Annotated in this window: 18 protein-coding genes; 15 read left to right on the plus strand and 3 right to left on the minus strand. The window is 68.1% G+C overall.

Going from position 1 to position 23150, the window contains the following annotated elements; all coding sequences use genetic code 11:
* The first annotated feature begins 119 nt into the window (after positions 1 to 119).
* The 6 genes from E1H18_RS22290 (at position 120) to E1H18_RS22315 (ending at position 9026) form a co-directional block, all read left to right on the plus strand.
* Entirely contained in the window at positions 120 to 713 is a 594-nt protein-coding gene (locus tag E1H18_RS22290; RefSeq protein ID WP_370526574.1) for an RNA polymerase sigma factor, read from the plus strand.
* An 87-nt stretch (positions 714 to 800) separates the two neighbouring features.
* The gene (locus tag E1H18_RS22295) at positions 801 to 1796 is read left to right on the plus strand and encodes a FecR domain-containing protein (RefSeq protein WP_172272964.1); all 996 of its coding nucleotides are present in this window, start codon (positions 801 to 803) and stop codon (positions 1794 to 1796) included.
* A gap of 104 nt (positions 1797 to 1900) precedes the next feature.
* The gene (locus E1H18_RS22300; protein WP_370526575.1) at positions 1901 to 4849 is read left to right on the plus strand and encodes a TonB-dependent receptor; all 2949 of its coding nucleotides are present in this window, start codon (positions 1901 to 1903) and stop codon (positions 4847 to 4849) included.
* A gap of 64 nt (positions 4850 to 4913) precedes the next feature.
* Complete coding sequence (locus E1H18_RS22305; RefSeq protein ID WP_172272966.1) at positions 4914 to 5468, plus strand: RNA polymerase sigma factor; 555 nt, start codon at positions 4914 to 4916, stop codon at positions 5466 to 5468.
* On the plus strand, positions 5468 to 6409 hold the full coding sequence (locus E1H18_RS22310; protein ID WP_172272968.1) for a FecR domain-containing protein: 942 nt from the start codon (positions 5468 to 5470) through the stop codon (positions 6407 to 6409). The genes E1H18_RS22305 and E1H18_RS22310 overlap by 1 nt, the downstream gene beginning before the upstream one ends.
* 118 nt (positions 6410 to 6527) lie before the next feature.
* A complete protein-coding gene (locus tag E1H18_RS22315; protein WP_206679120.1) occupies positions 6528 to 9026 on the plus strand; it encodes a TonB-dependent receptor in 2499 nt (832 codons plus the stop codon).
* Between the two features lie 90 nt (positions 9027 to 9116).
* Here the strand turns inward: E1H18_RS22315 and E1H18_RS22320 are convergent, their stop codons facing one another.
* Together E1H18_RS22320 and E1H18_RS22325 are read right to left on the minus strand one after the other, a co-directional pair.
* Complete coding sequence (locus E1H18_RS22320; protein ID WP_172272970.1) at positions 9117 to 11891, minus strand: TonB-dependent receptor; 2775 nt, start codon at positions 11889 to 11891, stop codon at positions 9117 to 9119.
* 142 nt (positions 11892 to 12033) lie between these two features.
* The gene (locus tag E1H18_RS22325; protein ID WP_172272972.1) at positions 12034 to 13425 is read right to left on the minus strand and encodes a metallophosphoesterase family protein; all 1392 of its coding nucleotides are present in this window, start codon (positions 13423 to 13425) and stop codon (positions 12034 to 12036) included.
* Positions 13426 to 13713: 288 nt separating this feature from the next.
* Between E1H18_RS22325 and E1H18_RS22330 the strand changes: the two genes are divergently transcribed.
* The 6 genes from E1H18_RS22330 to mnhG are packed head-to-tail and all read left to right on the plus strand — an operon-like array spanning position 13714 to position 19633.
* Positions 13714 to 16596, plus strand: coding sequence for a monovalent cation/H+ antiporter subunit A (locus E1H18_RS22330; RefSeq protein WP_241736154.1), 2883 nt, complete (start codon positions 13714 to 13716; stop codon positions 16594 to 16596).
* On the plus strand, positions 16593 to 16937 hold the full coding sequence (locus E1H18_RS22335; protein ID WP_172272977.1) for a Na+/H+ antiporter subunit C: 345 nt from the start codon (positions 16593 to 16595) through the stop codon (positions 16935 to 16937). Before E1H18_RS22330 ends, E1H18_RS22335 begins: the two co-directional genes overlap by 4 nt.
* Complete coding sequence (locus E1H18_RS22340) at positions 16934 to 18526, plus strand: monovalent cation/H+ antiporter subunit D (RefSeq protein WP_172272980.1); 1593 nt, start codon at positions 16934 to 16936, stop codon at positions 18524 to 18526. The genes E1H18_RS22335 and E1H18_RS22340 overlap by 4 nt, the downstream gene beginning before the upstream one ends.
* The gene (locus E1H18_RS22345; protein WP_194248152.1) at positions 18523 to 19014 is read left to right on the plus strand and encodes a Na+/H+ antiporter subunit E; all 492 of its coding nucleotides are present in this window, start codon (positions 18523 to 18525) and stop codon (positions 19012 to 19014) included. The genes E1H18_RS22340 and E1H18_RS22345 overlap by 4 nt, the downstream gene beginning before the upstream one ends.
* Positions 19011 to 19292 (plus strand): K+/H+ antiporter subunit F, encoded by a 282-nt coding sequence (locus E1H18_RS22350; RefSeq protein ID WP_172272983.1) that lies wholly within the window; start codon positions 19011 to 19013, stop codon positions 19290 to 19292. Before E1H18_RS22345 ends, E1H18_RS22350 begins: the two co-directional genes overlap by 4 nt.
* Positions 19289 to 19633 carry a monovalent cation/H(+) antiporter subunit G gene (gene mnhG / locus E1H18_RS22355; protein ID WP_172272986.1) on the plus strand — a complete coding sequence of 115 codons (345 nt, stop codon included), beginning with the start codon at positions 19289 to 19291 and terminating at the stop codon, positions 19631 to 19633. Before E1H18_RS22350 ends, mnhG begins: the two co-directional genes overlap by 4 nt.
* Positions 19634 to 19646: 13 nt before the next feature.
* Here the strand turns inward: mnhG and E1H18_RS22360 are convergent, their stop codons facing one another.
* Positions 19647 to 20345, minus strand: coding sequence for a hypothetical protein (locus tag E1H18_RS22360; protein ID WP_206679121.1), 699 nt, complete (start codon positions 20343 to 20345; stop codon positions 19647 to 19649).
* Between the two features lie 107 nt (positions 20346 to 20452).
* On the opposite strand from E1H18_RS22360, the gene E1H18_RS22365 reads away from it, so the two are divergent.
* The 3 genes from E1H18_RS22365 (at position 20453) to E1H18_RS22375 (ending at position 23149) form a co-directional block, all read left to right on the plus strand.
* Positions 20453 to 21133 carry a response regulator transcription factor gene (locus E1H18_RS22365; protein WP_172272989.1) on the plus strand — a complete coding sequence of 227 codons (681 nt, stop codon included), beginning with the start codon at positions 20453 to 20455 and terminating at the stop codon, positions 21131 to 21133.
* Positions 21130 to 22470: an ATP-binding protein gene (locus E1H18_RS22370; protein ID WP_172272992.1), complete on the plus strand. Its 1341-nt coding sequence runs from the start codon at positions 21130 to 21132 to the stop codon at positions 22468 to 22470. Before E1H18_RS22365 ends, E1H18_RS22370 begins: the two co-directional genes overlap by 4 nt.
* A 109-nt stretch (positions 22471 to 22579) precedes the next feature.
* Positions 22580 to 23149 carry an RNA polymerase sigma factor gene (locus tag E1H18_RS22375; protein WP_172272995.1) on the plus strand — a complete coding sequence of 190 codons (570 nt, stop codon included), beginning with the start codon at positions 22580 to 22582 and terminating at the stop codon, positions 23147 to 23149.
* Position 23150: the final 1 nt, after the last annotated feature.

The following is a 23150-nucleotide window of genomic DNA, read 5'->3' on the forward strand; positions in this document are numbered from 1 at the left end:
CGTCAGGACGGTCGGCGAACGCCGGCCGTCCTGTTCTTTTCGGTCGTCCAGCAGTCGCCCAGAAAAAGTGTCATGCTTTTGGGCGATGGCTGCGACCCATGAAGGCGAAGAGGAATCTGGTGCCAGGTCCAAGCTTGGGCGCGCGGCTTCAATCTCCGGCCGCGGGCGCGTTCGGCGTTCCCGAGCGCGCGGAGAAGGGCGGGGTCGCCACGCGCCCCGACGCCTTGGCGGCTGTTCTGCGTCGCGACCTGATCGCCTATCTCCAGCGCCGCGACCGGGCAGGAGAGGTCGAGGACGTCGTCCAGGAAGCCTTCGTGCGGTTTCATCGTGCGGGCCACGATCTGGCGGCGCCGGACGCGCGGCCGTTGTTGTTCGTCATCGCGCGAAACCTGCAACTCGATGGCTGGAAATCCGGCCGACGGGAGAAGACGCGTCGCAGCGTCGACGACATTCACGATCTGGACGCCGGCCCACGCGCGATCGCCAGTGAAACGCCTTCCGCCGATCAGCGCCTGATCGGCCGTCAGGATCTGGCCGCCGCCGCCGCCGTCATCCGCGCTCTGCCGCCGAAGACGCGCGACGCCTTCCTGCTGCACCGGTTCGAAGCCAATACCTATCGCCAGATCGCCGACCGCCTGGGCGTGTCGGTTAGCATGGTCGAGAAACACATCGCTGAAGCGCTGCGCCAGCTGAAGAAAACGCGACATGACTGAGGTGTCGCGTCCCTGGATCGTTGTGGCTTTTGAGACGGCCGGCGACGATGCGCCAAGCCGTCGGACGCAAGAGGATTTCCGCCGCCTATGCTTGGCCGCCTGACCGCCATGATCGCTGCCCGGCCGAAGACGGCTGAGGCCTGGCTGGCGCGTATGGGCCGACCGGGCGTGAGCGCGCGCGACCAGGCCGCGTTCCTGGAATGGCTGGAAGCCGACGTGGATCATCTGCGTCAGTACGAGGCGGCCAAGGCTGATCAGGCGGCCCTCGAAAGCCTGCGCGGCGACTTCATCACGGACATTGCACGCCTGCGCCGACGCGAGCGTTCGGGGAGCTCCACGCGTCGCCTGGTGATGGCGGGCGGATTGGCCGCCACGGCCGCCGCCGTCGCCATCGTCGCCCTGACCCCGACCTTAGGGCCCGCGCCGGTCGAGCAGTTTTACGAGAGCGCGCCGGGGCAGGTCATCGATGTGGCGCTGGACGACGGTTCTCGCGTGACCCTGGATGCGAACTCTGCCGTCCGTGTCGCCTTTGCCGACGACGTGCGGCGGGTGACGCTGGAGCGCGGCGCGGCCTATTTCGATGTGGCCCACGACGCCAGCCATCCCTTCCAGGTCAGCATCGGCGACCGGCAGGTGATCGTCACAGGCACACGGTTCGTGACCGCCCTGACCGGCGACGGCGCCCAGGTCTCGCTGCTCCAGGGGCGGGTCCTGGTCGGTCGCCGTGATGTCGCCGAGAAGGCCGCGCTGGACGGCGCCCTGGTCCTGTCGCCGGGCGAGCGCGCAGTCTTCCGCCCTGGGCAGCCAGGCATCGAGAAAGCGGTCGCGGACGTGGAGACGACGACGGCGTGGCGTCGTCGCAAGCTGGTGTTCCGCAATGCGCCGCTGACCGATGTCGTCGTCGCCGCTGCGCGTTACTCCGATGCGCCGCTGGTAGTGGCCGACCCCAGTCTCTCGCGCATCAAGGTCACCGCGGTCCTGCCGCTGGAAGGCGAGGGGGCCTTGGCAGATCGCATGGCGGCCCTGCTGCCGGTGCGCACCGAGCGCACCGCGGACGGCCGCGTCCTGATCCGCGCCGAGTAGGCCTGCATCGCAGAGCTGTCACGCCTCCGCGCTAAGGGGGACACGGATCGTCTCGTCGGGGCCTGTCGTCCTTGAAACCGCCTGCTGCATCGCCGCCCGCCGGCGTGCGACGTAGCCTATGGGGCGTCGCCGCCCTGGCGCTTGCCTTGGCGGTTGCGCCAGAGACCTGGTCGCAGTCGTTCAGCGCACGGGTGCAACGCTTCGACATCCCCGCGCAGGACGCGTCCTCGGCGCTGCTGGAACTTTGCCTGCAGGCCGACTGCGAGCTGGCCTTCGTTCCGCAGGCCAGCCATCCCGCGCGGACGCAGGCGGTTCGCGGCCAGATGACCTGGCGCGAGGCGCTGGCGCGGATGCTGGAGGGAAGCGGGCTTCATCACCGGTTCGTCGGCGTGCGCGGCGTGCGGGTCTGGACCGCGCCACACACAGCGAAGTCGCCGCGACCGCCGCCGCCACCCGAGCCGGTCGAGGTCGAGGCGGTCGAAGTCGTCGGTCGCCCGTCACGTCAGATCGCGGAATCTCTGCGCCGAAAGCGCGCCGCGGACGTCATTTCCGATGGCGTCTCCACCGAGCAGATCGGCGGGCTCCCCGCCGCCAATCTGGCCGAGGCCCTGCAGCGCGTCCCTGGCGTCGCCATCGAACATGAGGTCGGCGAAGGCCAGTTCGTCAGCGTGCGCGGCCTGGGACCGCTGTTCCAGTCCGTGACCTTGAACGGCGCGCCGGTGGCCTTCAACGAGAACATCCGCAATTCGACCCAGAGCGGCCGGCAGTTTCGCTTTCGGGCGCTGTCGGTGGATCTGTTGGCGGGCGCGCGCCTGGCCAAGTCCGCCACAGCCGACATGATCGACGGCGGCATCGGAGCCAATATCGACATCGAGACCGCGGGGGGGCTGGATGGGGATCCGTTCGGTTCGATCCGCGTCGGCGGCGACGTCGAGGTGCGAACCGGTGGCTTTGGGCCCGATGTCTCCTTCGCCGGCCGGGTCGTCTCGGCCGATGGCGACAAGGGCGTAGTGGCCGGCTTCTCGCAGGAGGAGCGGTTTGTCCGCTATGACCGTTTCCAGACGATGCGGTTCGGCAAGATCGACGTTGGAGGCGTCTCTCTGGTCGCGCCCAACGATATCCGGACCACGGTCGAAAGCGAGGATCGCCGTCGTCGCAGCGCCTTCATCGGCACCGACTGGCGGGTGTCGCCGGACCTGCGACTGGACTTCGACGGCCTGGTCTCGACCTTTGACAACACCATCCGCGAAGACCGGCTGGTCTACAGCCTGGGTCCGCGCCTGATCGCATCGGACGCGGATCTGCGCATCGAAGATGGGGTGGTCGTCGCCGCACGGGTCACGAACGGCCGCATCGACAACAACACCGAGTTCTCGGACCAGTCACACCTGAACTTCGCCGCCTCGCTGGGCGCGGAGTTGCGCACAGGCGACTGGACGCTGACGCCGCGCCTCAGCGTCTCTAGCGCCTATTCGGTGCTGGACACGCCGTTGCTGCGCCTGTCGGCCCAGTCCCCGGAAGGCGTGGCGTATGCGTTCGACCTGGCCGATGCGGTCGACAGTCGCAAGGCGTCGCGGCTGACCACGGCCTTTGACCTGCAGGATCCGTCTCGTCTGACCCTGGCGCAGCTGAACCTACGGGCCGTGGACTCGCGCGATGACGACGTCACCGCGTTCTTCAATGCTCGCCGTGCGGTCGATCGCCATTGGGGTTGGCTGCACGTCTCGGCGCTGCGCTTGGGCGGTCAATTCAGCGATCGCAGCCGCGACTACCAGCGGCGCGACCGTCGCGCAGCGCCGCGTTCTGCAAATCTCAGTGTCTCCGACATCTATCGCGAGAAGACCGCCGGCAATGTCTTCGCCGACGTCGTGCGCGCCCGTTCGGCGCCTTGGGTCACGGCCGACTACGATCGCCTGCGTTCGGCCTTCGTCGTGCCGGGCGAACGGGATGGCGTCGTTCTCACGCCCGACGATCTGTCACCGACTGGCTCTGATCTGCAGAACTCCTATCGGGTCGGCGAGCAGGTCAGGGCGATCTATGCCCGTCTGGACTTCGACGGTCGCGCGCCGGCCTGGCCGTTCTCCGGCAATGTGGGCCTGCGGCAGGTCCAGACCCGGACCCATGTGGAAGGCGCACGGCTGGAGTTCGTTGGCGGCGCCGGCGTGATCAAGCCGGTGGCGTTCGCCGGCGTGCACGACGTTTTGCTGCCCAGCTTCAACATCGCCTTCGAGACGGCCGACGACGCGATCCTGCGCATGGCCGCCTCGCGCACGATCACGCGGCCCTCGCTCGCCGATCTGCGGGCGTCGACCGTGCCGGCCAGCATCCTGGTGTCGGCGATCTACAACTACGGTCAGGCGGCTGTGGATCGTCCCGAGCCCGGCGTCATCTTCAGCGGCGTGGGCGGCAACCCGGCCTTGACGCCGTATGTCTCCGACAATCTGGATCTGTCCTACGAAGTCACCCGCCGCCGCTTCAGCTACAGCCTGGCGGTGTTCCACAAGACCATCCACGACTTCATCCAGATGGTCGACGCGCCCGAGACCCTGACCTTCGAGACCCTGAGCGGCCCGCCGGTCTCGACGCAGGTGCTGATGGCGCGACCGCAGAACCTTGGCCGGGCGAACGTCGATGGGGCCGAGCTCGGCGTGCACCGCCGCCTGACCGATGACGTCGGCGTCTGGGCCAACCTGACCTGGACGCACAGCCGGGTGGATGGCAAGCGGCTGACGGGGGTGTCGGATCTGGCCTGGTCGATCAGCCCGTACCTGGAGCGGGGACCCTTCACGCTCAACGTCTCGTGGTCCTGGCGATCGGCGTTCCGATCGGAGGCGGACATGCAGGGCGGGGGCGTCTCGGATTTCACGATCGGGTCGGCGGGCTATCTGGACGCCCAGGCCAGCTACGATTTGAGCGAGCATGCCCAGCTGGTGGTTTCAGGTTCGAACCTGACCAACACCCACGATCTGGCCTATGAGGGCTCGAAGGCGCGCCTGCTGCAGATCGGCTCCTCGGGTCGCTGGTTCTCGGTCCGGTTGAACTGGCGCTGGTAGCGGCTTCGTCGCCGTAGCTGGGCCGTCACACGCTTGTCGTCGCACGGTGGCATTCGGCCGCGCCATGTCCTTGCCTGCCTATGATCATGGCGCGACGCGCGAGTCGGCAAACGCGACGGGCGCGGAGCGTTTCGAGGCCCTGACCCGGCGCCTGCGCATTCCGCTGCTGCGCTACTTCACGCGGCGAACGGGCTCTCAGCCCGACAGCGAGGAGCTGGTGCAGGACTTGTTCCTGCGCCTGCTGCGCCGTCCCGGCCTGATGGCCCTGGAGAGTGTCGATGGCTACGTCTTCGAGGCTGCGGCGAACCTGCTGCGCGACAAGGTGCGCCGCGAGCGGACGCGGCCGATGCTGAGCGCCGTGGGACTGGACAGGATCGATCTGGCCGACGACCTGCCGGGCGCTGAAGACGTAATCGGCGGGCGGCAGAGCCTAGAACGCATCGAGGTGGCGTTGAAGTCGCTGTCGCCGCGGGCGCGGACCATCGTCATCCTTCGCCGCTTCGAGGATATGAGCCACGCCCAGATCGCGGCCCGACTGAACATCTCGGTCAGCGCCGTCGAGAAACACCTGGTGCGGTCGATGGCCGTGCTGCGCAACGCGCTGCGGGAGCAGGGCTGATGGCGCGCTTTCATGACGACGAGGCCGCCCGGTGGTTCGCCAAGGCCGACCGCGGGCCCATGTCAGCCGACGATCGGCGGGAGTTTCTGGAATGGCTCGACGAACCTGAGAACGCCGACGCCTATCAGGAGACCGCCGACGCCTGGTCGACCCTCGGCGCCGCCAAACGCGCTGACGGGCTGATGGCGATGCGCGCAGCGGCTTTGCGCGAGGCTTCTGGCGTCAGTCGCCGGCGAGCGATCTTCGGCTTGGCCGGCGCCGCCGCGGCGGCCGGGGCAGGGGGCGCAGCGCTGATGATGGCCAGCGCGGCCGGCGCCACGATCCGCACTGGCGCGGGCGAGCGCCTGACCGCGCCCTTGCCTGACGGATCCAGCGTGACGCTGGCGCCGCTGTCGACCGTGCGCGTTCAGTACGACGATGCGCGCCGCCGCGTGCGGCTGATCGAGGGGCAGGCCTATTTCGATGCGCGCTCGGCCCCCGAGCGGCCGTTCCAGGTCATGGTGGGTGATCAGCGCGCTCAAGGCAGCGGCGGTCGTTTCCAGGTCACCAAGCAGGGCGAGACCGCGCAGATCCTGATCGAGGACGGCGCATTGGATGTCGTCGCCGCCAAGGCCGCCGCGAGCCATCGATTGACGACAGGGCAGATGATCTCCGGTCCGGCCGGCGCCCAGCAGGTGGCGGCCGCCGACCTCGACGAGCTGACTGCCTGGCGTGACGGGCGACTAGTGTTCAGCGACGCGCCATTGCCGCAGGTCGCCGCGGCGTTCAATCGCTACTCCAGCGACCGGTTATCTTTGGCCTCGAGCTCGCAGCTGGATGGCATCCGCATCTCCGGATCGTTTCGCTACGACGGCACGCGCGAGTTTGCTCAGGCCCTGCGCGCGGGCTTCGGCCTGCGGGTTCGCCAAGTGGACGAGACGACGTGGGAGATCGCCGCCTGACATCGCCAGGGCGCTCGGCGTTCGATGAAATTTTCACGACAGGATGAGGCTTTCGGCGACGGCGAAGTTCCTGGGGATGATCGGTCGACGGGGGCCGGCGAATGTCTAGGACATCACGATGACGAACCGAGTTTCCCACGCCGCTGGTCTTCGACGCGGTTTGATGGCCTGCTGCGCCATCGCTGTTCTCAGCGCTGCCGCGCCGGCCCTGGCTCAGGAAGGCGCCGCGCCGCCGGTGGCCTTCACCGTCTCGGCCCAGCCGCTGGAACTGGCCCTGCCGGCCTTCGCCAAGCAGGCCGACGTGCAGCTGCTGTATGCGTCGGGCCTGGTGAAAGGCAAACGCGCCAACGCCGTGGTCGGCACGCGCGCGCCGGCCGAAGCCCTGCGTGACCTGTTGGCCGGTTCGGGCCTGAAGGCGACGGCCACCGGGCCGCGCACCTTCCTGATCTCGGTGCAGGAAAATCCGGTCGTCAGCGAACTCGACGAAGTCGTCGTCACCGCTCAGAAGCGCGTCGCCCGCATCGAGGACGTCCCGCTGGCCGTGACGGTCGTCGACGGCGCCGACGCCCAGCGTCGCGGCATTACCAGTGTCACCGACCTGGTCGACCAGGTTGCCGGCGTCTCGGTCAACTACGCGTTTGGCGGCACCAACTACGGCCTGATCAGCATCCGCGGCATCGGCGGCGCCGACGACTACAAGCCCAACGGCAACCCCTCGGTCGCCATGCATGTCGACGGCGTCTACCAGACCTCGAACGCCTATCTGGGCATGCCGCTGTTCGATCTGGACCGCATCGAGGTGCTGAAAGGTCCGCAGGGCACGCTGTACGGCCGCAACACGACCGCCGGCGTCATCAACGCCATCACCCGCGGCCCCACCAAGACCGTCGAAGGCTCGGGCCGCATCGAGTACGGCAGCTACGACTATACCGAGATGGAAGCCTCGGTCGGCGGCCCGATCAGCGACACCGCCGGCGTGCGCCTGGCCGTGCTGGCCCAGAGCGGCGGCGGTTTCATGGACGGGGCAGGGGCGGGTCTGCTGGCCGGCTTCCGTCCGTCGGTGCGCGGCGTCGTCCAGACCCAGGTCCCGGCCCTGGCCGATCCTGGCCGCCGCAAGGGCTTTGGCGATAAGGACCTGTTCGCCGGCCGCGCCACCTTCGACGTCCAGATGGCCGAGCAGTCGGACCTGACCATCAAGCTGTTCGGCAGCCGTGACCGTGGCGACACCCGCCAGTACGACCGTATCGCTCGCTCGCTGGACGCCACCGTCGCCAACGCTGGTGAGAACGCCGACCCGTTCGAATTCTACTCGACCGGCTATCCGACCCACAGCATCGACATCTATGGCGGCTCGGCGACCTTCAGCCACAAGGTGCGTGAGAACCTGAACTTCACCGCCGTCGGCGGCTGGCAGGGCAGCAAGCGCTCGGTGAAGGGCAATGGCGACGGCTCGCCTTATCCGGCATCGTATTTCGACGCCGACGAGAAGCTAAGCCAATCGTCGCTGGAACTGCGCCTGGCCGACGACACCGGCGGCAAGGTCGACTGGATCGTCGGCGCCTTCTACGTCACCGACGACGTCAAGTTCGACACCAACTGGATCAGCTATTCGGCGCTGACCATGTACGACAACCTGCACCGCCAGGAGCGCAAGAGCTTCGCCCTGTTCGGCCAGGCCGACTATCACCTGACCGAGCGCCTGCAGGTCTCGGGTGGCCTGCGCTACACCCGCGACGACGCTCACTATGTCGGCCGTAACGTCGACCACAATCCCTGGGGCATCAGCACCTTCACGACCACCTTCGCCACCACCAACCCGTTCGCGTGGGACGAAAAGTTCGAGGACGACAACGTCTCGGGCCGCCTGACCGTGAAGTACGACGTCACGCCCAGCCTGAACGTCTTCGTCTCGGCCGGCACCGGCTATCGCGGCGGCGGCTTTGACGGCACCTCGATCTTCACCGTCGCCGAGACCAAGCCGTTCGCCTCGGAAACCGTGCGCGCCTACGAGGCCGGCCTGCGCTGGACGACGCCGCGCCTGCGCCTGTCGCTGGACGCCTTCGACTATCGCTTTAGCGAGCTGCAGGCCACGACGCGCCTGGCCAACGACACCAACGGCCGCGCCAATGTCGGCAAGGCCAGCAGCAAGGGCATCGAGGTCGCGCTTAGCGCCCAACTGCTGCGCACCGAGCGCCAGCAGCTGACCTTCGACGTCAACGCCGCTTGGCTGGACACCGAGGTGCTGTCGTTCACCTCGAACCGCGTGGCCGAGGTGCTGCAGACGGTCGGCGACCCGCTGCCGGGCGCGCCGGACGTCTCGGCGACGGCTTCGCTGAACCACAGCGTCGTGCTGCAACCGGGTTGGGAGCTGCGCTCGCGCTTGGGCGTCACCCACCATGGCGAGGAATCGAACCGTCTGAACGCCACGCCGGGCAACACGGCCAAGGCCTACACCCTGGTCAACGCCCGTCTGGACCTGGCGACCCCGTCGAACTGGACGCTGTACGCCTATGGCCGCAACATCACCGACGAGGTCTATTTCCCCGAGCTGAACGGAGCTGCCCGTCTGGTCGGCGCGCCAGCCACCTATGGCGTCGGCGCCCGTTTCGACTTCTGACCATGAGAAAAGCGATCCGGTCCTTGCGGGCCGGATCGCTCGATTTCGACAGGTTTTCGGCCGCGCCCGCATCGGGCGCGGCCGATTTCGTTAGAACGTCGCCTTGACCCCGAACTTGCCGGTCCAGGAGTATTCTTCGTACTGCAGCAGGCGGTCGCCCTTCGGGCCACGCTGGTAGGCCACATAGGGCTCGTCGCCCATGTTGACGAGGTCGGCGAAGACCTGGACCGACTTACTGACGCGGTACTTGGCCGACAGGTCGTACTGCAGGTGGTCCTTCACGTAGCGATCCTTCTCGGCGCTGGAGCCCAGTTCGTCGAGATAGAGATCGCGGTAAGTGGCCGACAGGCGGATGCTGATCGGACCCTTCTCGTAGCCGACCATGGCGTTGAAGGTGTTCTTCGACGAGGCCGGCAGCGGGATGGTCCGGCCCAGGATGTCACCCTCGGCGTCGGTGTAGGTGTAGTTGAAGCCGAGCAGGGCGCCGCTGAGCAGACCCGGCAGCGAGGTCAGGGCCTGCTGGTAGTTGAACTCGAAGCCCTTGATGGTGGCCTCGTCGCCGTTGATGGGGCGGACGACCTGATTGTAGACAACGCCGTTGAAGGCGTAGTCCTCGTACTCGGCGTCGACGATGAAGTTCTTGACCTTCTTGTAGAACAGGCCGCCCGAGAGCACCGCTTCCTTGGCGAAGTACCATTCCGTCGACAGGTCCAGGTTCCACGCGTCGTAGGGCTTGAGGTCCGGATTGCCGAACTCGCCTTCGTTGTCTTCGACGATGAAGCGCGGGGCCATCTTGCCGATGCCCGGACGCACCACGCTGCGGAACACGCCGGCGCGCACCAACAGGTTCGGCTGGGCTTCGTAGCGCAGGGTCGCGCTGGGCAGCCAGTCGGTGTAGTCGCGCTTGAAGCTGTTGGGCGTGACGATGACGTCGTCGCCATCGACCTCGACGAAGTTGCCGCTCAGACGGTTGCGGGTGTGCTCGACGCGCAGACCAGCCACGGCGCGCAGCGGACCGGCGTGGTAGCGGCCCAGCATGTAGCCGGCCAGGATGTCTTCGTGGACCCGGTAGTCGGTCACGGCGGACTCGTACACCGTGTCGAAGTCGCTTTGCTCCAGCTTGCCGGCGTTGGTTTTCAGGAAATCGGCGACCGCGGTCTTGCCGACCACCGGCGAGATGTCGGCCAAGCCGTAGTCCTGTTGGCCTTGGACGTTGGCCAGGGTGAACGTGCCGTCATAGCCGTCGTAGTAGTCGATCTCGAGGTTGTTGGTCTTCTCGCGCAGGCGGGCCTTGCCGCCGAACTGGATCTCGCCGCTGGCGCCGTCCCAGGCGAAGGCGCGACGGGCGTCGAACTTGAACGTCGCCTCCTCGTCGCGCGACTCCGACAGGCTGGTCTGCTCCAGGCGGTAGAACGCGTAGCGCGAGGCGTCCAGGAAGTTGGCCTGGCCGGTGGTCACGGCGTAGCGCGGCTTTTCCATGTCGCTGTAGTCGAAATTGACGTTCAGCGAATTGCCCGTGAAGCGCTGGCGGAAGCGGGCCGGGTCGATCGAGCCGGCTTCCTTCTCGCGCGCCGCCGAGAAGGCGGCCGAGTAGTCGAAGCGCCAGGCGCCGGCGTCGGTGCGGCCGCCCAGGGCGACCGAGCGGATGGTCTGGCTCTCGAAGCGGTCCTTCACGTCGCGGATGACGGTGATGCGGCCGTCGGCCGAACGGAAGTTGGCCGAGGTCGCCGTGCCGCTGACCGGGTCGCCTTCCATTTCGAAGATGGTGCGACGGCGGTATTCATGGTCGTCGAACTGGCTGGCCAGCAGGCGCAGATACAGGGTGGTGTCGTCGGTCGCGCGATAGTCGAACGACAGCGAGCCGCCCAGGCGTTTACGGGTGACGTCGTAGTCGCGATACTCGAGTGTCTTGGCCGAGACGATGCCGGCGTCCGACTCTTCCCAGTCGTCCATCTCGACATTGTCGGTCGCGAAGGTGCGCTTGTAGTACGACAGGCCGCCGGCCACGCCCAGGCGATCCCCGATCGTGCGCGAGAAGTCGACCGAGCCCTTCGGCGTCGTCTTGCCGGTCATGTCGTTGTAGGAGCCCTCGGCCGAGACGGCGAAGAACGGCTTGCGGCGATCGAAGGCGCTGGTGGTGTTGATCTCGATCGAGGCGCCGATGGTGTCGGCGTCCATGTCGGCGGTCAGCGTCTTCTTGATCTCGATCGACTCGATCAGTTCCGACGGAATGACGTCGAGAGCCACCGAGCGGACGTCGGCCTCGGGCGAGGGAACGCGCACGCCGTTGATCGAGGCGGCGTTCAGGTTCGGGTCCAGGCCGCGGACGGCCACGAAGCGGCCTTCGCCCTGGTCGTTCAGGACGTTGACGCCGGGCGCGCGGCGCACGGCTTCAGCCACGTTCTGGTCGGGGAACTGACCCATGGCGTCACGGGTCAGAACGCTTTGGATGCCTTCGCCGGCGCGTTGACGCGAGATGGCGCTGGCCAGGTTGGCGCGCTGGCCCACGACCAGCAGAGTGTCGACCGCGTCGCCCGCGGGGCTCAGCGAGACGGTGATGCGGGTGTCGGCCTGGCCGACCGTCACGGACGTCTCGGTGGTGGCCGCGCCGGTATAGCGGGTGCGCAGGGTGTAGTTGCCGGCGGGCAGGTCGGCGAAGCGGAAGCCGCCATCCGACTCCGTCTGGGCGACGCGGCCCAGCTCGACGATCGACACTTCGGCGGCCTGCAGGGCGCGCGTGCCGGTGGAATCGATGACACGGCCCGACAGGGTGGCGGCCATGGCCAGGGCGGCCAGGGACCAGGTCCCGATGACGGTGGAGCCCAGAAGCAGAGCGCGCTTCGAAGCGGTGAGTTTGGTCGGCATGAGCAGTGCCCCCATTTGACTGAAACGATGGGGGCGGGTCGTGCAGAGATTTTGCGACAGCGCTGCTACAGCATTATAACGAAATTATATCGAGCGCTGAGGCGTGGCGCCGACACCTCACCGGGTGGCGGCGCCCTCCGACCTACTTCTCGCGACCCAGGCAGCGACCGCCGTCCGGCCCCTTGTCGCCATCGCACATGCGGATCGGCGGCAGCGCGTCGGTCTCGGTCAGGCGATTGCGACCGTCCGCGCCGCGCTTCAGCTCGAAGGCGTCGTAGAGGCGGCCCGTAGCCGTGTGGGCCTCGAAGCGCAGCTTGTCCTTTTCGACCGAGATCACCTGATAGAGCTGGGTGTCGGCGGCCACCCGATCGGGCTGGAACGGGGCGCGGTCGTTCAGGGCGTACATCTTGGTCCCGGTCACCGAGACGACATAAACCGGTCCTTGGGCCTCGCCGGCCTTGTGGCGGCGGGCGGCGTCGGTCTTGCCCAGCACGCTGGTCAGGCGCGAATAGCAGTGGTCGTGACCCTGCAGGACCAGATCGACCTTGTGGCGTTCGAAGACCGGAACCCAGGCGGCTTTCAAGGCCTCGGTGTCCTGCGGGCGGGCGCAGGTGTAGATCGGCTGGTGGAAGACCACCACGCGCCACAGCGAGCCCGGCGCGGCCAGGGCGGCGTCGGCCCAGCGGGTCTGGGCCTCCAGCGTGCCCAGGTTCAGGGCCGAGGTGCCGTCCAGCACCACGAAGCGGACGCCCTGGTAGTCGACGGCGTAGGTGGTCGCGCCAGCGCCGGGCGCGCCATTGCCCGGCAGGTTGAACTGCAGCGGGAAGTGCGGACCCAGCTGGTAGACTTCCTTGCCGTCGGGGCCGACGGCGTCGACATACTCGTGGTTCCCGGTCGCGGGCAGCTGCGGAATGCTGGCGAAGTTGAAGCCGCCGGCCTGGGTCCACTCGCCCCACTCATCGTCGTGGATCATGTCGTCGCGCTGGGCCACCAGATCGCCGGCGTGCAGCATCAGGGCGGGGGCGGCGGTCGACAGATAGGCCTGACGGATCACCCGCGCGCCATGGCTGAGGATGCCGTTCTGGGTGTCGCCCAGATAAAGGAAGCTGAACGGGCGGAACTGCGCCGCGGCGGTCTTGAACTGCAGCCACTCGCCCCAGCCGGCCGCGCCCTTGACGCGGTAGGCATAGACGGTGTCGGGCTCCAGGCCCGTGAAGCGGATCTGGTGGTACAGCGCCGCGCCGTTGTCGGTGTCGATGCGCTTGGAGACGCCCGAGACCGTTTTCGCCTGATCGACCAGGCTGGGACCGTCCAGGCCCTTGAGGATCTGCGCTTCGGTAGTGGTTTGCGCCAGGTCCGTCCGGAAGGCCACGGCCATCTCGCGGGCTGCATCCGCGCCGGGCGTCAGCACGACGCGGTCGGCCAGATTGCGCGCGGCATAGGGCGCGCCGGGCGAGTGGGGAGGCGGCGTCGTCGCGGCGGTGGTGCAGAGGGCGACGGCGAGCAGGGCGCCCAGCTTGAGCGGAAGTTTCATCGTATAGACCTGTGGGCGGCTGCGGGACGGATGGACTGGACCCGGCCGATGGCAGAGTTGTGCGAAGGTTTGACGACGGCCTTCCGGAGCGCCGTGCGCGTCGCGTAGACCGCGGTTTTGGCGGCTCGGATCGCCATCATGTGAAGCCGCTGGCATGTTTTGTCACTTTGATGTGCGGGACCGGCATCTATTCTGGCCATGGAACCTAATGGGCGTGGCTTCGCTCAACTGTATCTCGTGGCGGGGGCTGCCGATCGTTTGTCTTCAAATCTGCTCATACTCCTGATCTTGGCCGCGCCGTTCCTGGGCGCGGCGATCGCGGCCGGCCTTCCGCGCCACGCCCGCACCTCGGCGGCCATTCTCTCGTGGATCGTGGCCCTGGTCTGTCTGGTCAGCCTGGGCGCGCTGTGGCCGATGTTCGCCGACGGCGAGATCCTGCGGCTGGAGATTCCCTGGCTGCCATCGCTGGGCGTGGATCTGGTGCTGCGGCTGGATGGGCTGTCGTGGATCTTCTGCGCCCTGATCCTGGGGATCGGCGCCTTGGTCGTGCTGTACGCACGCTACTACATGTCGCCCAAGGACCCGGTGCCGCGGTTCTTCTCGTTCCTGCTGGCCTTCATGGGCGCGATGCAGGGCGTGGTGCTGTCGGGCAACCTGATCCAGCTGGCCGTCTTCTGGGAGCTGACCAGCCTCTTTTCCTTCCTGCTGATCGGCTACTGGCACCAGAACCCCGCCGCGCGTGAAGGCGCGCGGATGGCGCTGACGGTCACGGCCCTGGGCGGCCTGGCCCTACTGGTCGGCATGATCCTGCTGGGCGCGATCGTCGGCAGCTACGACCTGGACGTCGTCCTGGCCGCCAAGGACCAGATCCTGGCCGATCCGCGCTACGTCCCTGCGCTGGGCCTGATCCTGCTGGGGGCCCTGACCAAGAGCGCGCAGTTCCCGTTCCACTTCTGGCTGCCGCGCGCCATGGCCGCCCCGACGCCGGTCAGCGCCTATCTGCACTCTGCCACCATGGTGAAGGCGGGGATCTTCCTCCTGTTGCGCATGTGGCCGATCTTCGGCCAGACCGACACATGGTACTTCGTCGTCGGCGGGGCCGGCGTGGCGACACTGCTGCTGGGCGCCTGGTGCGCCATCTTCCAGCATGATCTCAAGGGCTTGCTGGCCTATTCGACCATCAGCCATCTGGGCCTGATCACCCTGCTACTGGGCCTGGGTTCGCCGCTGGGGGCGGTGGCGGCGATCTTCCACACGATCAACCACGCGACCTTCAAGGCGTCGCTGTTCATGGCCGCCGGCATCATCGACCACGAGGCCGGCACTCGCGACATGCGCAAGCTGAGCGGTCTTTATCGCTACATGCCCATCACCGGGACCCTGGCCATCGTCGCGGCTGCGGCCATGGCCGGCGTGCCGCTGCTGAACGGCTTCCTGTCCAAGGAGATGTTCCTGGCCGAGGTGGTCTCGGGCGGCAACGGCCATGCGCTGAACAGCGCCCTGCCGGTGTTGGCCACCTTGGCCAGCGCGTTCGGCGTGCTCTATTCGCTGCGCTTCATCCTGGCGACCTTCTTTGGCCCGCCGCCCACCTTGCTGGACCGCACGCCGCACGAGCCGCCGGGCTGGATGCGGCGGCCGGTCGAGATCCTAGTGGCGCTGTGCCTGCTGGTCGGCGTCGCGCCGGCCCTGACCGTTGGTCCGTTCCTGCGCAGCGCCGTGATCTCGGTAGCGGGGCCAAACCCGCCTTACTACAGCCTCGCGCTCTGGCACGGCTTCAACATCCCCTTGTTGCTTAGCGTTCTGGCTCTGTGCGGTGGGGGCGTGCTGTACCTCGTCTTCGGCAAAGCGCTGGCAGCCAACACGCGCGGCGGGCTGCTGCATCTGCGTCGCCTGAATGGCGGCTATCTGTTCGAAAAGGCGATGACCGGCATCGTCAAGGGCGCCCGCTGGGTCGAGCGGGTCCTGGGTGCGGATCGCATGCAGCCCCAGCTGCGGGCGGTGGTGCTGGTCGCGCTGCTGGCCGGCGCCGCGGCGGCCGTGGCCGGCGGCCTGCCGATCACGCCGGACTGGTCCGCGCCCGCACCTTCGGACTACGCCTTCGCTGGCCTGTGGCTGGTCGGCGGCGGTTGCGCCGTCGCCGCGGCCTGGCAGGCCAAGTATCACCGCCTGGCCGCCGTCGTGCTGATGGGCGGGGCCGGGCTGGTCAGCTGTCTGTCCTTCGTCTGGCTGTCGGCCCCCGACCTGGCCATCACCCAGCTGCTGGTCGAGGTGGTCACGACCGTCCTCCTGCTGCTGGGTCTGCGCTGGCTGCCCAAGCGCCTGGAAGAGATGAAGGTCTCCGACGCCGAGCAACGCCGCTCGCGTCGCCGCCGTCAGGTCGACCTGGTCATAGCCGTCGTCTGCGGCCTGGCCCTGGCGATCGTGGCCTATGCCGTGATGACCCGGCCGATGGTCGAGGGCATTTCGCGCTTCTTCGTCGAGCGCGCCTACAGCGAGGGCGGCGGGCGAAATGTCGTCAATGTCATCCTGGTGGACTTCCGCGCCTTCGACACCTTCGGCGAGATCACGGTGCTGGGCATCGTCGGCCTGACTGTTCTGGCTCTGCTGCGCCGCTTCAGGCCCGCCGACGACAGCCTGGCTGCTCCGAACCAGAGGCAGGCCCAGGAACACGCTTTGGCCGACGGACCCACGCCCGGCGACGCCCTGCGCGACACCCTGCTGATTCCGCGCGTTGTCATGCGGTGGATGTTCCCGTTCGTCATCGTCCTGGCGGTGCACCTCTTCCTGCGCGGGCACGACCTGCCGGGCGGGGGTTTCGCGGCCGGCGTGGCGCTGTCGATCGCGGTGCTGCTGCAGTACATGGCCTCGGGCGCGCGCTGGGTGGAAGAGCGGCTGCTGCTGCGGCCCATCCTGTGGATCGGCCTGGGCCTGATCATCGCCGCCGGCTGTGGTCTGGCGGCCGTGGGCTTCAACCGGCCGTTCCTGACCTCGGCCTTCCAGTATGTGCATCTGCCGGTGCTGGGTAAGACGCCGCTGGCCAGTGCGGTCATCTTCGACCTGGGCGTAGTGCTGCTGGTCGTCGGCGCGACCGTTCTGATGCTGGTCGCCCTGGCGCATCAGTCGCTGCGCCGCGCCAAGCGCGATGAAGACGCGGCGGAGGAGGGCGCATGACCGAAATCGTCTTGGCCATCGCCATCGGCGTGCTCTCGACGGCCGGGATCTGGCTGCTGCTGCGCCCGCGGACCTTCCAGGTGATCATGGGGCTGTCGCTGCTGTCCTACGCGGTGAACCTGTTCATCTTCGCAATGGGCCGGCTGCGCTCGGGCGCGCCGCCGGTGACGTCCTCGGGTCTTGCGCGGCCGGAGCTGTATGATGACCCTACGCCCCAGGCTTTGGTGCTGACGGCGATCGTCATCAGCTTCGCCCTGACGGCGCTGTTCCTGGTCGTGCTGCTGGCCGCGCGGGGCGCGACGGGCAGCGACCATGTCGACGGACGGGAGCCGGCCGAATGATCGCCTGGGACGTCCATCTGATCATCCTGCCGATCCTGCTGCCGATGGTCATGGCCGCGGTCATGCTGCTGTTCGACGAGCGTCGCCGACGGCTGAAGAGCGTGATCAGCCTGACCGCCATGGCCGCGATCCTGATCGTCGCCCTGATCCTGCTGTACGAGTGCCTGACCGGCGCGGCCGACGGCGGCGACACCGCGCGAGTCTATCATCTGGGCGACTGGGCCGCGCCCTATGGCATCGTGCTGGTCGCCGACCGGCTGTCGACCATGATGGTGGCCCTCACGAGCGTGCTGGGCGCAGGCGTCCTGGCCTTCGCCCTGGCCCGATGGGACCGGGCGGGACCCCGTTTCCATGCGCTGTTCCTGTTCCTGATCATGGGCATCAACGGCGCCTTCCTGACCGGCGACCTCTTCAACCTGTTCGTCTTCTTCGAGATCATGCTGGCCGCCTCCTATGGCCTGGCGCTGCATGGGTCGGGCGAAGAGCGGATCCGGGCGGGCCTGACCTATATCGCCATCAATCTGACGGCCTCGCTGCTGTTCCTGATCGGGGTGTCGGTGATCTATGGCGTGACCGGCACGCTGAACATGGCCGACTTGGCGCTGAAGGTTCGCGTCATCGCCGAGACCGATCGCGGCCTGCTGCACGTCGGCGCCGCCGTGCTGGGCACGGCTTTCCTGATCAAGTGCGCGGCCTGGCCGCTAGGCTTCTGGCTGGCGCCCACCTATACGGCGGCCAGTGCGCCGGCGGCGGCGATCTTCGCCATGCTGTCCAAGGTCGGGGTCTATGTGCTGCTGCGCCTGTCGCTGCTGGCGTTCGGCGACCAGGCGGCTGGCTCGGCGCATTTTGGCCAGGGCTGGCTGCTGGCGGCAGGTCTGGCGACGCTGGCCTTCGGCACGCTGGGCATCATCGCCGCGCGGGACCTGGCGCGTGCAGCGGCCTATGCCGTCATGGTTTCGTCGGGCACCGTGCTGGCGGCGGCGGGCGTGGGTCATCCGGCCGTACTGGGCGGGGCGCTGTTCTACCTGATTGGCTCGACCCTGGCCTGCGGGGCGCTCTTCCTGCTGGCCGAGGTGCTGCAGCGTGGCGTCGACTCCGGCGCGCAGCGCGAGCGGGCCGTATTCGACGACGAGTATCGTGATCCGTTCGACGATGACGAGCGCAACGAGCCTGGCCTCGTCATCCCCGCAGCCGTCGCGGCCCTGGGCGGGGCGTTGCTGATCTGCACCCTGATGGTCGCGGGCCTGCCGCCGCTGTCGGGCTTCATCGGAAAACTGGCCATGCTCGATGGCCTGGCCAATGCTCTTGATCCGGCCAGCATCGCGGTGATGGTCGCCCTGTCGATCTCCAGCCTGGGCGGGCTGATCGGTCTGACGCGCCTGGGTGTGAAGGCCCTGTGGGCGCGGGACGAGGACGCCCCTGAACTGGTGGTCGGCGCGGCTGAACTGGCCGGCATGGGCGGTCTGCTGGCGGCCTGCGTGCTGCTGGCCATCTTCGGCGGCATGGGTCTGATCTATGCCGAGCACACCGCCGAATGGCTGGGCCGGCCGGACGCCTACATCGAGGCCGTATTGGGAGCGTCGCGATGATCCGGGCGCTGTTTCCCCATCCCATCCTGGCGGCGGGCGTCTTCGCGACCTCCGTGCTGCTGAGTGGGGCGTTCAACCCGCCGTCGATCGCCCTGGCCGCTCTGCTGGCCGTGCTGGCGCCGCAGGTGATGCGCGCCCTGGACCTGCAGCGGGTCCGCGTCCGCGCGCCGTTGGCGATCCTGCAATTGGCCGGACTCGTGGCGGTCGACGTGCTGCGCTCGAACTGGGCGGTGGCGACGATCATCCTGGCGGGCCGCAAGCGCGAACGGACGTCGGGCTTCATCCATGTGCCGCTGGACCTGAAGGACCGCTACGCCCTGGCGGTGCTGGCCGTCATCCTGACCGCCACGCCCGGCACCCTGTGGGTCGAGTACGACAGCGCCTCGGGTCGCCTGCTGCTGCACGTCCTCGACCTCGTGGACGAGGAGGCGTGGGTCCACCTGATCAAGGATCGTTACGAGCGCCGGCTGCGGGAGATCTTCGAATGAGCCAGACGATTTTGGCCTGGAGCCTGCTGGTCGCCCAAGCGCTGCTGGTGGTGGCGATGGCCCTGGCCGCCTGGCGCGTCGTGCGAGGCCCGCGCGCCCAGGACCGCGTGCTGGGCATGGACACTCTCTATCTGAACGGCATGCTGCTGCTGCTGGTCTTCGGCGTGCGCACCGCGGACACGGTCTATTTCTACGCCGCCCTGATCATCGGCATGCTGGGCTTCACCGCCACGGTGGCCCTGGCCAAGTTCCTGATGCGCGGCGAGGTGATCGAATGACCGCCAATCTGCCGACCTGGGCCGCCGTCGTCGTAGGTCTGCTGATCCTGGCTGGCGCGGCGCTGTCGCTGCTGGGCGCGGTCGGTCTCTGCACCTTCAAGACCTTCTACGAGCGCGTCCACGCCCCGACCCTGGGCGCGACCCTGGGCATGGGGCTGATCGTCATCGGCTCGATCCTGTTCTTCACGATCGTAGAGGGGCGGTTCATGCCGCGCGAACTGCTGATCGGGGTCTTCCTGACGGTGACGACGCCGGTGACCCTGATCCTGCTGGCGCGCGCGGCCCTGTTCCGCGACCGGACCGAACCGCAAGAGAAGCAGGGCGCCGCGCCGCCGCCCTAGAGCCACGATGCCCTTAGAACTCCTTGATCAGGCGCAGGCCGACGCGCGGGCGCCAGGCCTCGCCCGTGGCCTTCACCGCGCCCAGGCCGGCCTGGACATTGACGCCTGGGCCCAGGCGCTGGTGGATCTGCGGCATCAGCAAGGTCGTACGGTCCGGGCCGGTGCGCAGATTGTATTCCAGCCCCAGGATCGTGGCCTCCGACGCCTCGAAGAAGGTCGTGTGGTTGAAGATGAAGGCCCGGTCGCCGGGATGCTTCACCGTCACGTCGCCGACCCCGATCATGGTCATGGTGCTGAACCGCTCGCCGAAGCGATGGCCGACCAGGTAGAGGGCGGTGTTTTCCCAACGACCGGTATGGCGGTTGTAGAGGCCCAGATACTGGACGCCGTGCACGCCGCGGCCGTTGTTGAACGATCCAAAGGTCCCCTGCAGGCCCATCTTGTAGTCGGTGACCTTCATATCCTCCATTGGCAGCTCGAACTCGATGGCGAAGCCGTCGGCGAAGGCGACCTCGATCTCCGGGGCCCACTCGACGCCGCGATGACCCGACAGGTTCTGCTGGGCCAGGGCGTTGACCTCCAGTTCGCCGCGGCGCGCGCCCAGCGGCCGGACCATGTCGAACACCATCGGCTCGGGGATGTGCGGTGCGGCGTCGGCGTGGGCGGCCAGCGGCGTCAGGGTCACGAGGAGAGCGAGGAGGGCTATGCGCATGGGAAGCGGGATCCGGTCTGCGCCCGGCGCGTCATGTCGGCCCGGGCTTGTCTGCGCCCGGCAAGGCCCCGCCTGAGATTACGGCGTCCTTACAAGGAGGGACGGGCGTGCGGCTGCTGATCGTCGAGGACCATGACGAGCTGGCCGAACTGATCGTCGGCCGCCTGGCCGACGCCGGCTTTCCCAGCGACCGCGTGGCCAGCGCTGAGGATGCGCGCCTGCTGATCGAGGCTGGCGACCATGGCGGCATGTTGCTGGACTTGGGGTTGCCCGATGGCGACGGCCTGGACCTGCTGGAGTGGACGCGCCAGCGGGACGCCAACCTGCCGGTGCTGATCCTGACCGCCCGCTCGTCGATCGGCGACCGGGTGGCGGGGTTGAACGCCGGGGCCGACGATTATCTGGCCAAGCCGTTCGCCACTGATGAGCTGATCGCCCGCGTCCGGGCCTTGATGCGCAGGGCAGGGGCCAATGCCGGCGCGGCCCTGGCTTGCGGACGGCTGACCTACGACCCGGCCGGTCGGGTGGCGCAGATCGCCCAGACCCCGCTGATCCTGTCGCGGCGCGAGACTCAGCTGCTGGAACTGTTGCTGCGTCATCGCGACAAGGCCGTGCGCAAACGCCAGATCGAGACGTTGTTCTTCGGCTTGGGCGAGGAGTTCTCGTCCAACGCCGTGGAGGTGGGCGTCCACCGGTTGCGCCGGCGCCTGGAGCAACTGGCGGCGGGCGTCGAGATCGTCACCCTTCGCGGCGTGGGCTATCTGCTGCGGGAGGAAGTCGCCGCATGATGATCCGGGCGCGCTCGATCCTGTCGCGGGTGCTGCTGCTGCATGCCCTGGCGACCCTGGTGACGGCCTTGGTCGTAGCCGCCGGGGTGTGGCTGCTGCTGGAGACCACTAGCGAGCGCCTGCAGCGCCAGATCCTGTCGGCCTATGCGGAGACGTTGCAGGGCGGGCTGCGCGCCGCACCGGACGGCTGGATGGTGACCGACGCGGCCCATCCGGCGCTGCACGGCGGCGGCGACAGCTTCACGTTCGGCCTGCTGCAAGGCGAGCGGCTGGCGCCCATTGGCGATCTGGCTGCTCCCCCGCCGTTGCGGCGCGTGCCGGCCGACGGCGGCCCGGCCTTCTTCGAGCGCGTGCAAGGCTCGAAGCTCTACTCGGGGCTCAGCGTGCCGGTGATGGGGCGCGAGGATCTTCGGATCGTCGTGATCCAGAACCTGGACCACCCGGACGTCATCTTCGACGATGTGGTCACCCAGGTGCTGATCATCGGCGCGGGGCTGATCCTGCTGCTGCTGACCCTGCAACTGGCCATCGACATCTGGATCGTGCGCCGCACCCTGGCGCCCGTGCGCAAGGTCTCCGACGCCGTGGCCGCCATCCATCCGACGGCGCTGGAGGAACGGGCCGACGTCAGCGCGCTGCCGGCCGAGGTGCTGCCGCTGGGCCAGGCGTTCAACAGCGCCCTGGACCGGGTGACCGAAGCCTATCGCATCGAGCGCGACTTCGCCGCCGACGCCGCCCACGAACTGCGTACGCCTTTGTCGTTGCTGCAACTGCGCGCCGAGGAGGCGGCTGATCCGGTGCTGCGAGGCCGGCTGCTGACCCAGATCAGTCATGTCCGCGGCATCGTCGAGCGCCTGCTGCTGATCGCCGAGTTGGACGCTCACGCGCCCGATCCCGCCGCCCAGGTCGACCTGCGCCAGGTCGCCGAGGAGCAAGTCGTGGCCATCGTGTCGCTGGCCCTGTCGAAGGGCCAGTCGATCTCCGTCACGGGCCTGGAGCGCGCCGTCGTCGCTGGCGACGGCGAGCGGGTGGGACGGGCGCTGGCGGCCCTGTTGGAGAATGCGGTGCGGCACACGCCTGCTGGCGCGGCGATCGAGGTTCAGGTCGAGGCCTTTGCGGTCCATGTCCGCGACGACGGTCCGGGGATTGGTCCGACCGACGAGCGCGAGCTCTTCCGCCGGTTCTGGCGCAGCGACCGACGCAGCGGCGACGGATCGGGTCTGGGCCTGTCGATCGCCGAGCAGATCATGCGTCAGATGGGCGGATCGGTCAGGGTGAAGCGGGGAGATCCGGGCGTCACCTTCACCCTGGCGTTCCCGGAAGCCGGCGCCGGCTAGAAAATCTGACACGAACCGACCCTAGAAGCGCCGCCACGCGAGCTCGACCGCGCGGTGTTTCCGGACCGATGTCAGATCTGATTCCAACTTCGACCCGCGTCGGTCTCGGATGACGTTGCGCGCGGATCCCGCCGTGGTGGCTTGGGTCGGGCGGCACGTGCTGCCTTACGAGGCCAAGGTGCGTTCGGCCCTGTCGCGGGCCCGTGTGCCCGAATCGGACATCGACGACCTGCTGCAGGAAGCCTACTGCCGCCTGTGCTCCCTGCGCTCGATCGAGCATGTCGAGAACCCGGAAGGCTATCTTTTCCGCACCGTTCGCAATGTGCTGAACGCCCAGATCCGCCGCCGGCGCATCGTGCGGATCGACTTCGTCAACGCCATGGACCTGCTGGCCCACGCCGATCAGCGGCCGAGCCCGGAAGAGGAAACCAGCTACCGTCGCTATCTCGCGCTGGTGCGCGAGGCCATGACCGCCTTGCCCGAGCGCTGCCGCAGAATCCTGGAGATGCGCAAGATCGAGGGCCTCTCGCAGCGTGAGATCGCCCGCCGGATCGATGTCAGCGAGAGCATCGTCGAAAACGAGGGCGCGAAGGGTTTGCGGTTGATCGCCAAGGCCCTTCGCGACAAACACGGCGAGGACGCGCCCGAGATCCAGTGGCGCAGGCAGGCTAGAGACTAGG

This window comes from Caulobacter sp. RHG1, assembly GCF_013181195.1.
Lineage (GTDB): Bacteria > Pseudomonadota > Alphaproteobacteria > Caulobacterales > Caulobacteraceae > Caulobacter.

Bases quoted from the DNA above. Each gene is read 5' to 3' on its own strand.
- E1H18_RS22295 (WP_172272964.1), top strand. From the start codon at position 801: ATGCTTGGCCGCCTGACCGCCATGATCGCTGCCCGGCCGAAGACGGCT.
- E1H18_RS22305 (WP_172272966.1), top strand. From the start codon at position 4,914: ATGTCCTTGCCTGCCTATGATCATGGCGCGACGCGCGAGTCGGCAAAC.
- E1H18_RS22310 (WP_172272968.1), top strand. From the start codon at position 5,468: ATGGCGCGCTTTCATGACGACGAGGCCGCCCGGTGGTTCGCCAAGGCC.
- E1H18_RS22315 (WP_206679120.1), top strand. From the start codon at position 6,528: ATGACGAACCGAGTTTCCCACGCCGCTGGTCTTCGACGCGGTTTGATG.
- E1H18_RS22320 (WP_172272970.1), bottom strand. From the start codon at position 11,891: ATGCCGACCAAACTCACCGCTTCGAAGCGCGCTCTGCTTCTGGGCTCC.
- E1H18_RS22325 (WP_172272972.1), bottom strand. From the start codon at position 13,425: ATGAAACTTCCGCTCAAGCTGGGCGCCCTGCTCGCCGTCGCCCTCTGC.
- E1H18_RS22335 (WP_172272977.1), top strand. From the start codon at position 16,593: ATGACCGAAATCGTCTTGGCCATCGCCATCGGCGTGCTCTCGACGGCC.
- E1H18_RS22340 (WP_172272980.1), top strand. From the start codon at position 16,934: ATGATCGCCTGGGACGTCCATCTGATCATCCTGCCGATCCTGCTGCCG.
- E1H18_RS22345 (WP_194248152.1), top strand. From the start codon at position 18,523: ATGATCCGGGCGCTGTTTCCCCATCCCATCCTGGCGGCGGGCGTCTTC.
- E1H18_RS22350 (WP_172272983.1), top strand. From the start codon at position 19,011: ATGAGCCAGACGATTTTGGCCTGGAGCCTGCTGGTCGCCCAAGCGCTG.
- mnhG (WP_172272986.1), top strand. From the start codon at position 19,289: ATGACCGCCAATCTGCCGACCTGGGCCGCCGTCGTCGTAGGTCTGCTG.
- E1H18_RS22360 (WP_206679121.1), bottom strand. From the start codon at position 20,345: ATGCGCATAGCCCTCCTCGCTCTCCTCGTGACCCTGACGCCGCTGGCC.
- E1H18_RS22370 (WP_172272992.1), top strand. From the start codon at position 21,130: ATGATGATCCGGGCGCGCTCGATCCTGTCGCGGGTGCTGCTGCTGCAT.
- E1H18_RS22375 (WP_172272995.1), top strand. From the start codon at position 22,580: ATGACGTTGCGCGCGGATCCCGCCGTGGTGGCTTGGGTCGGGCGGCAC.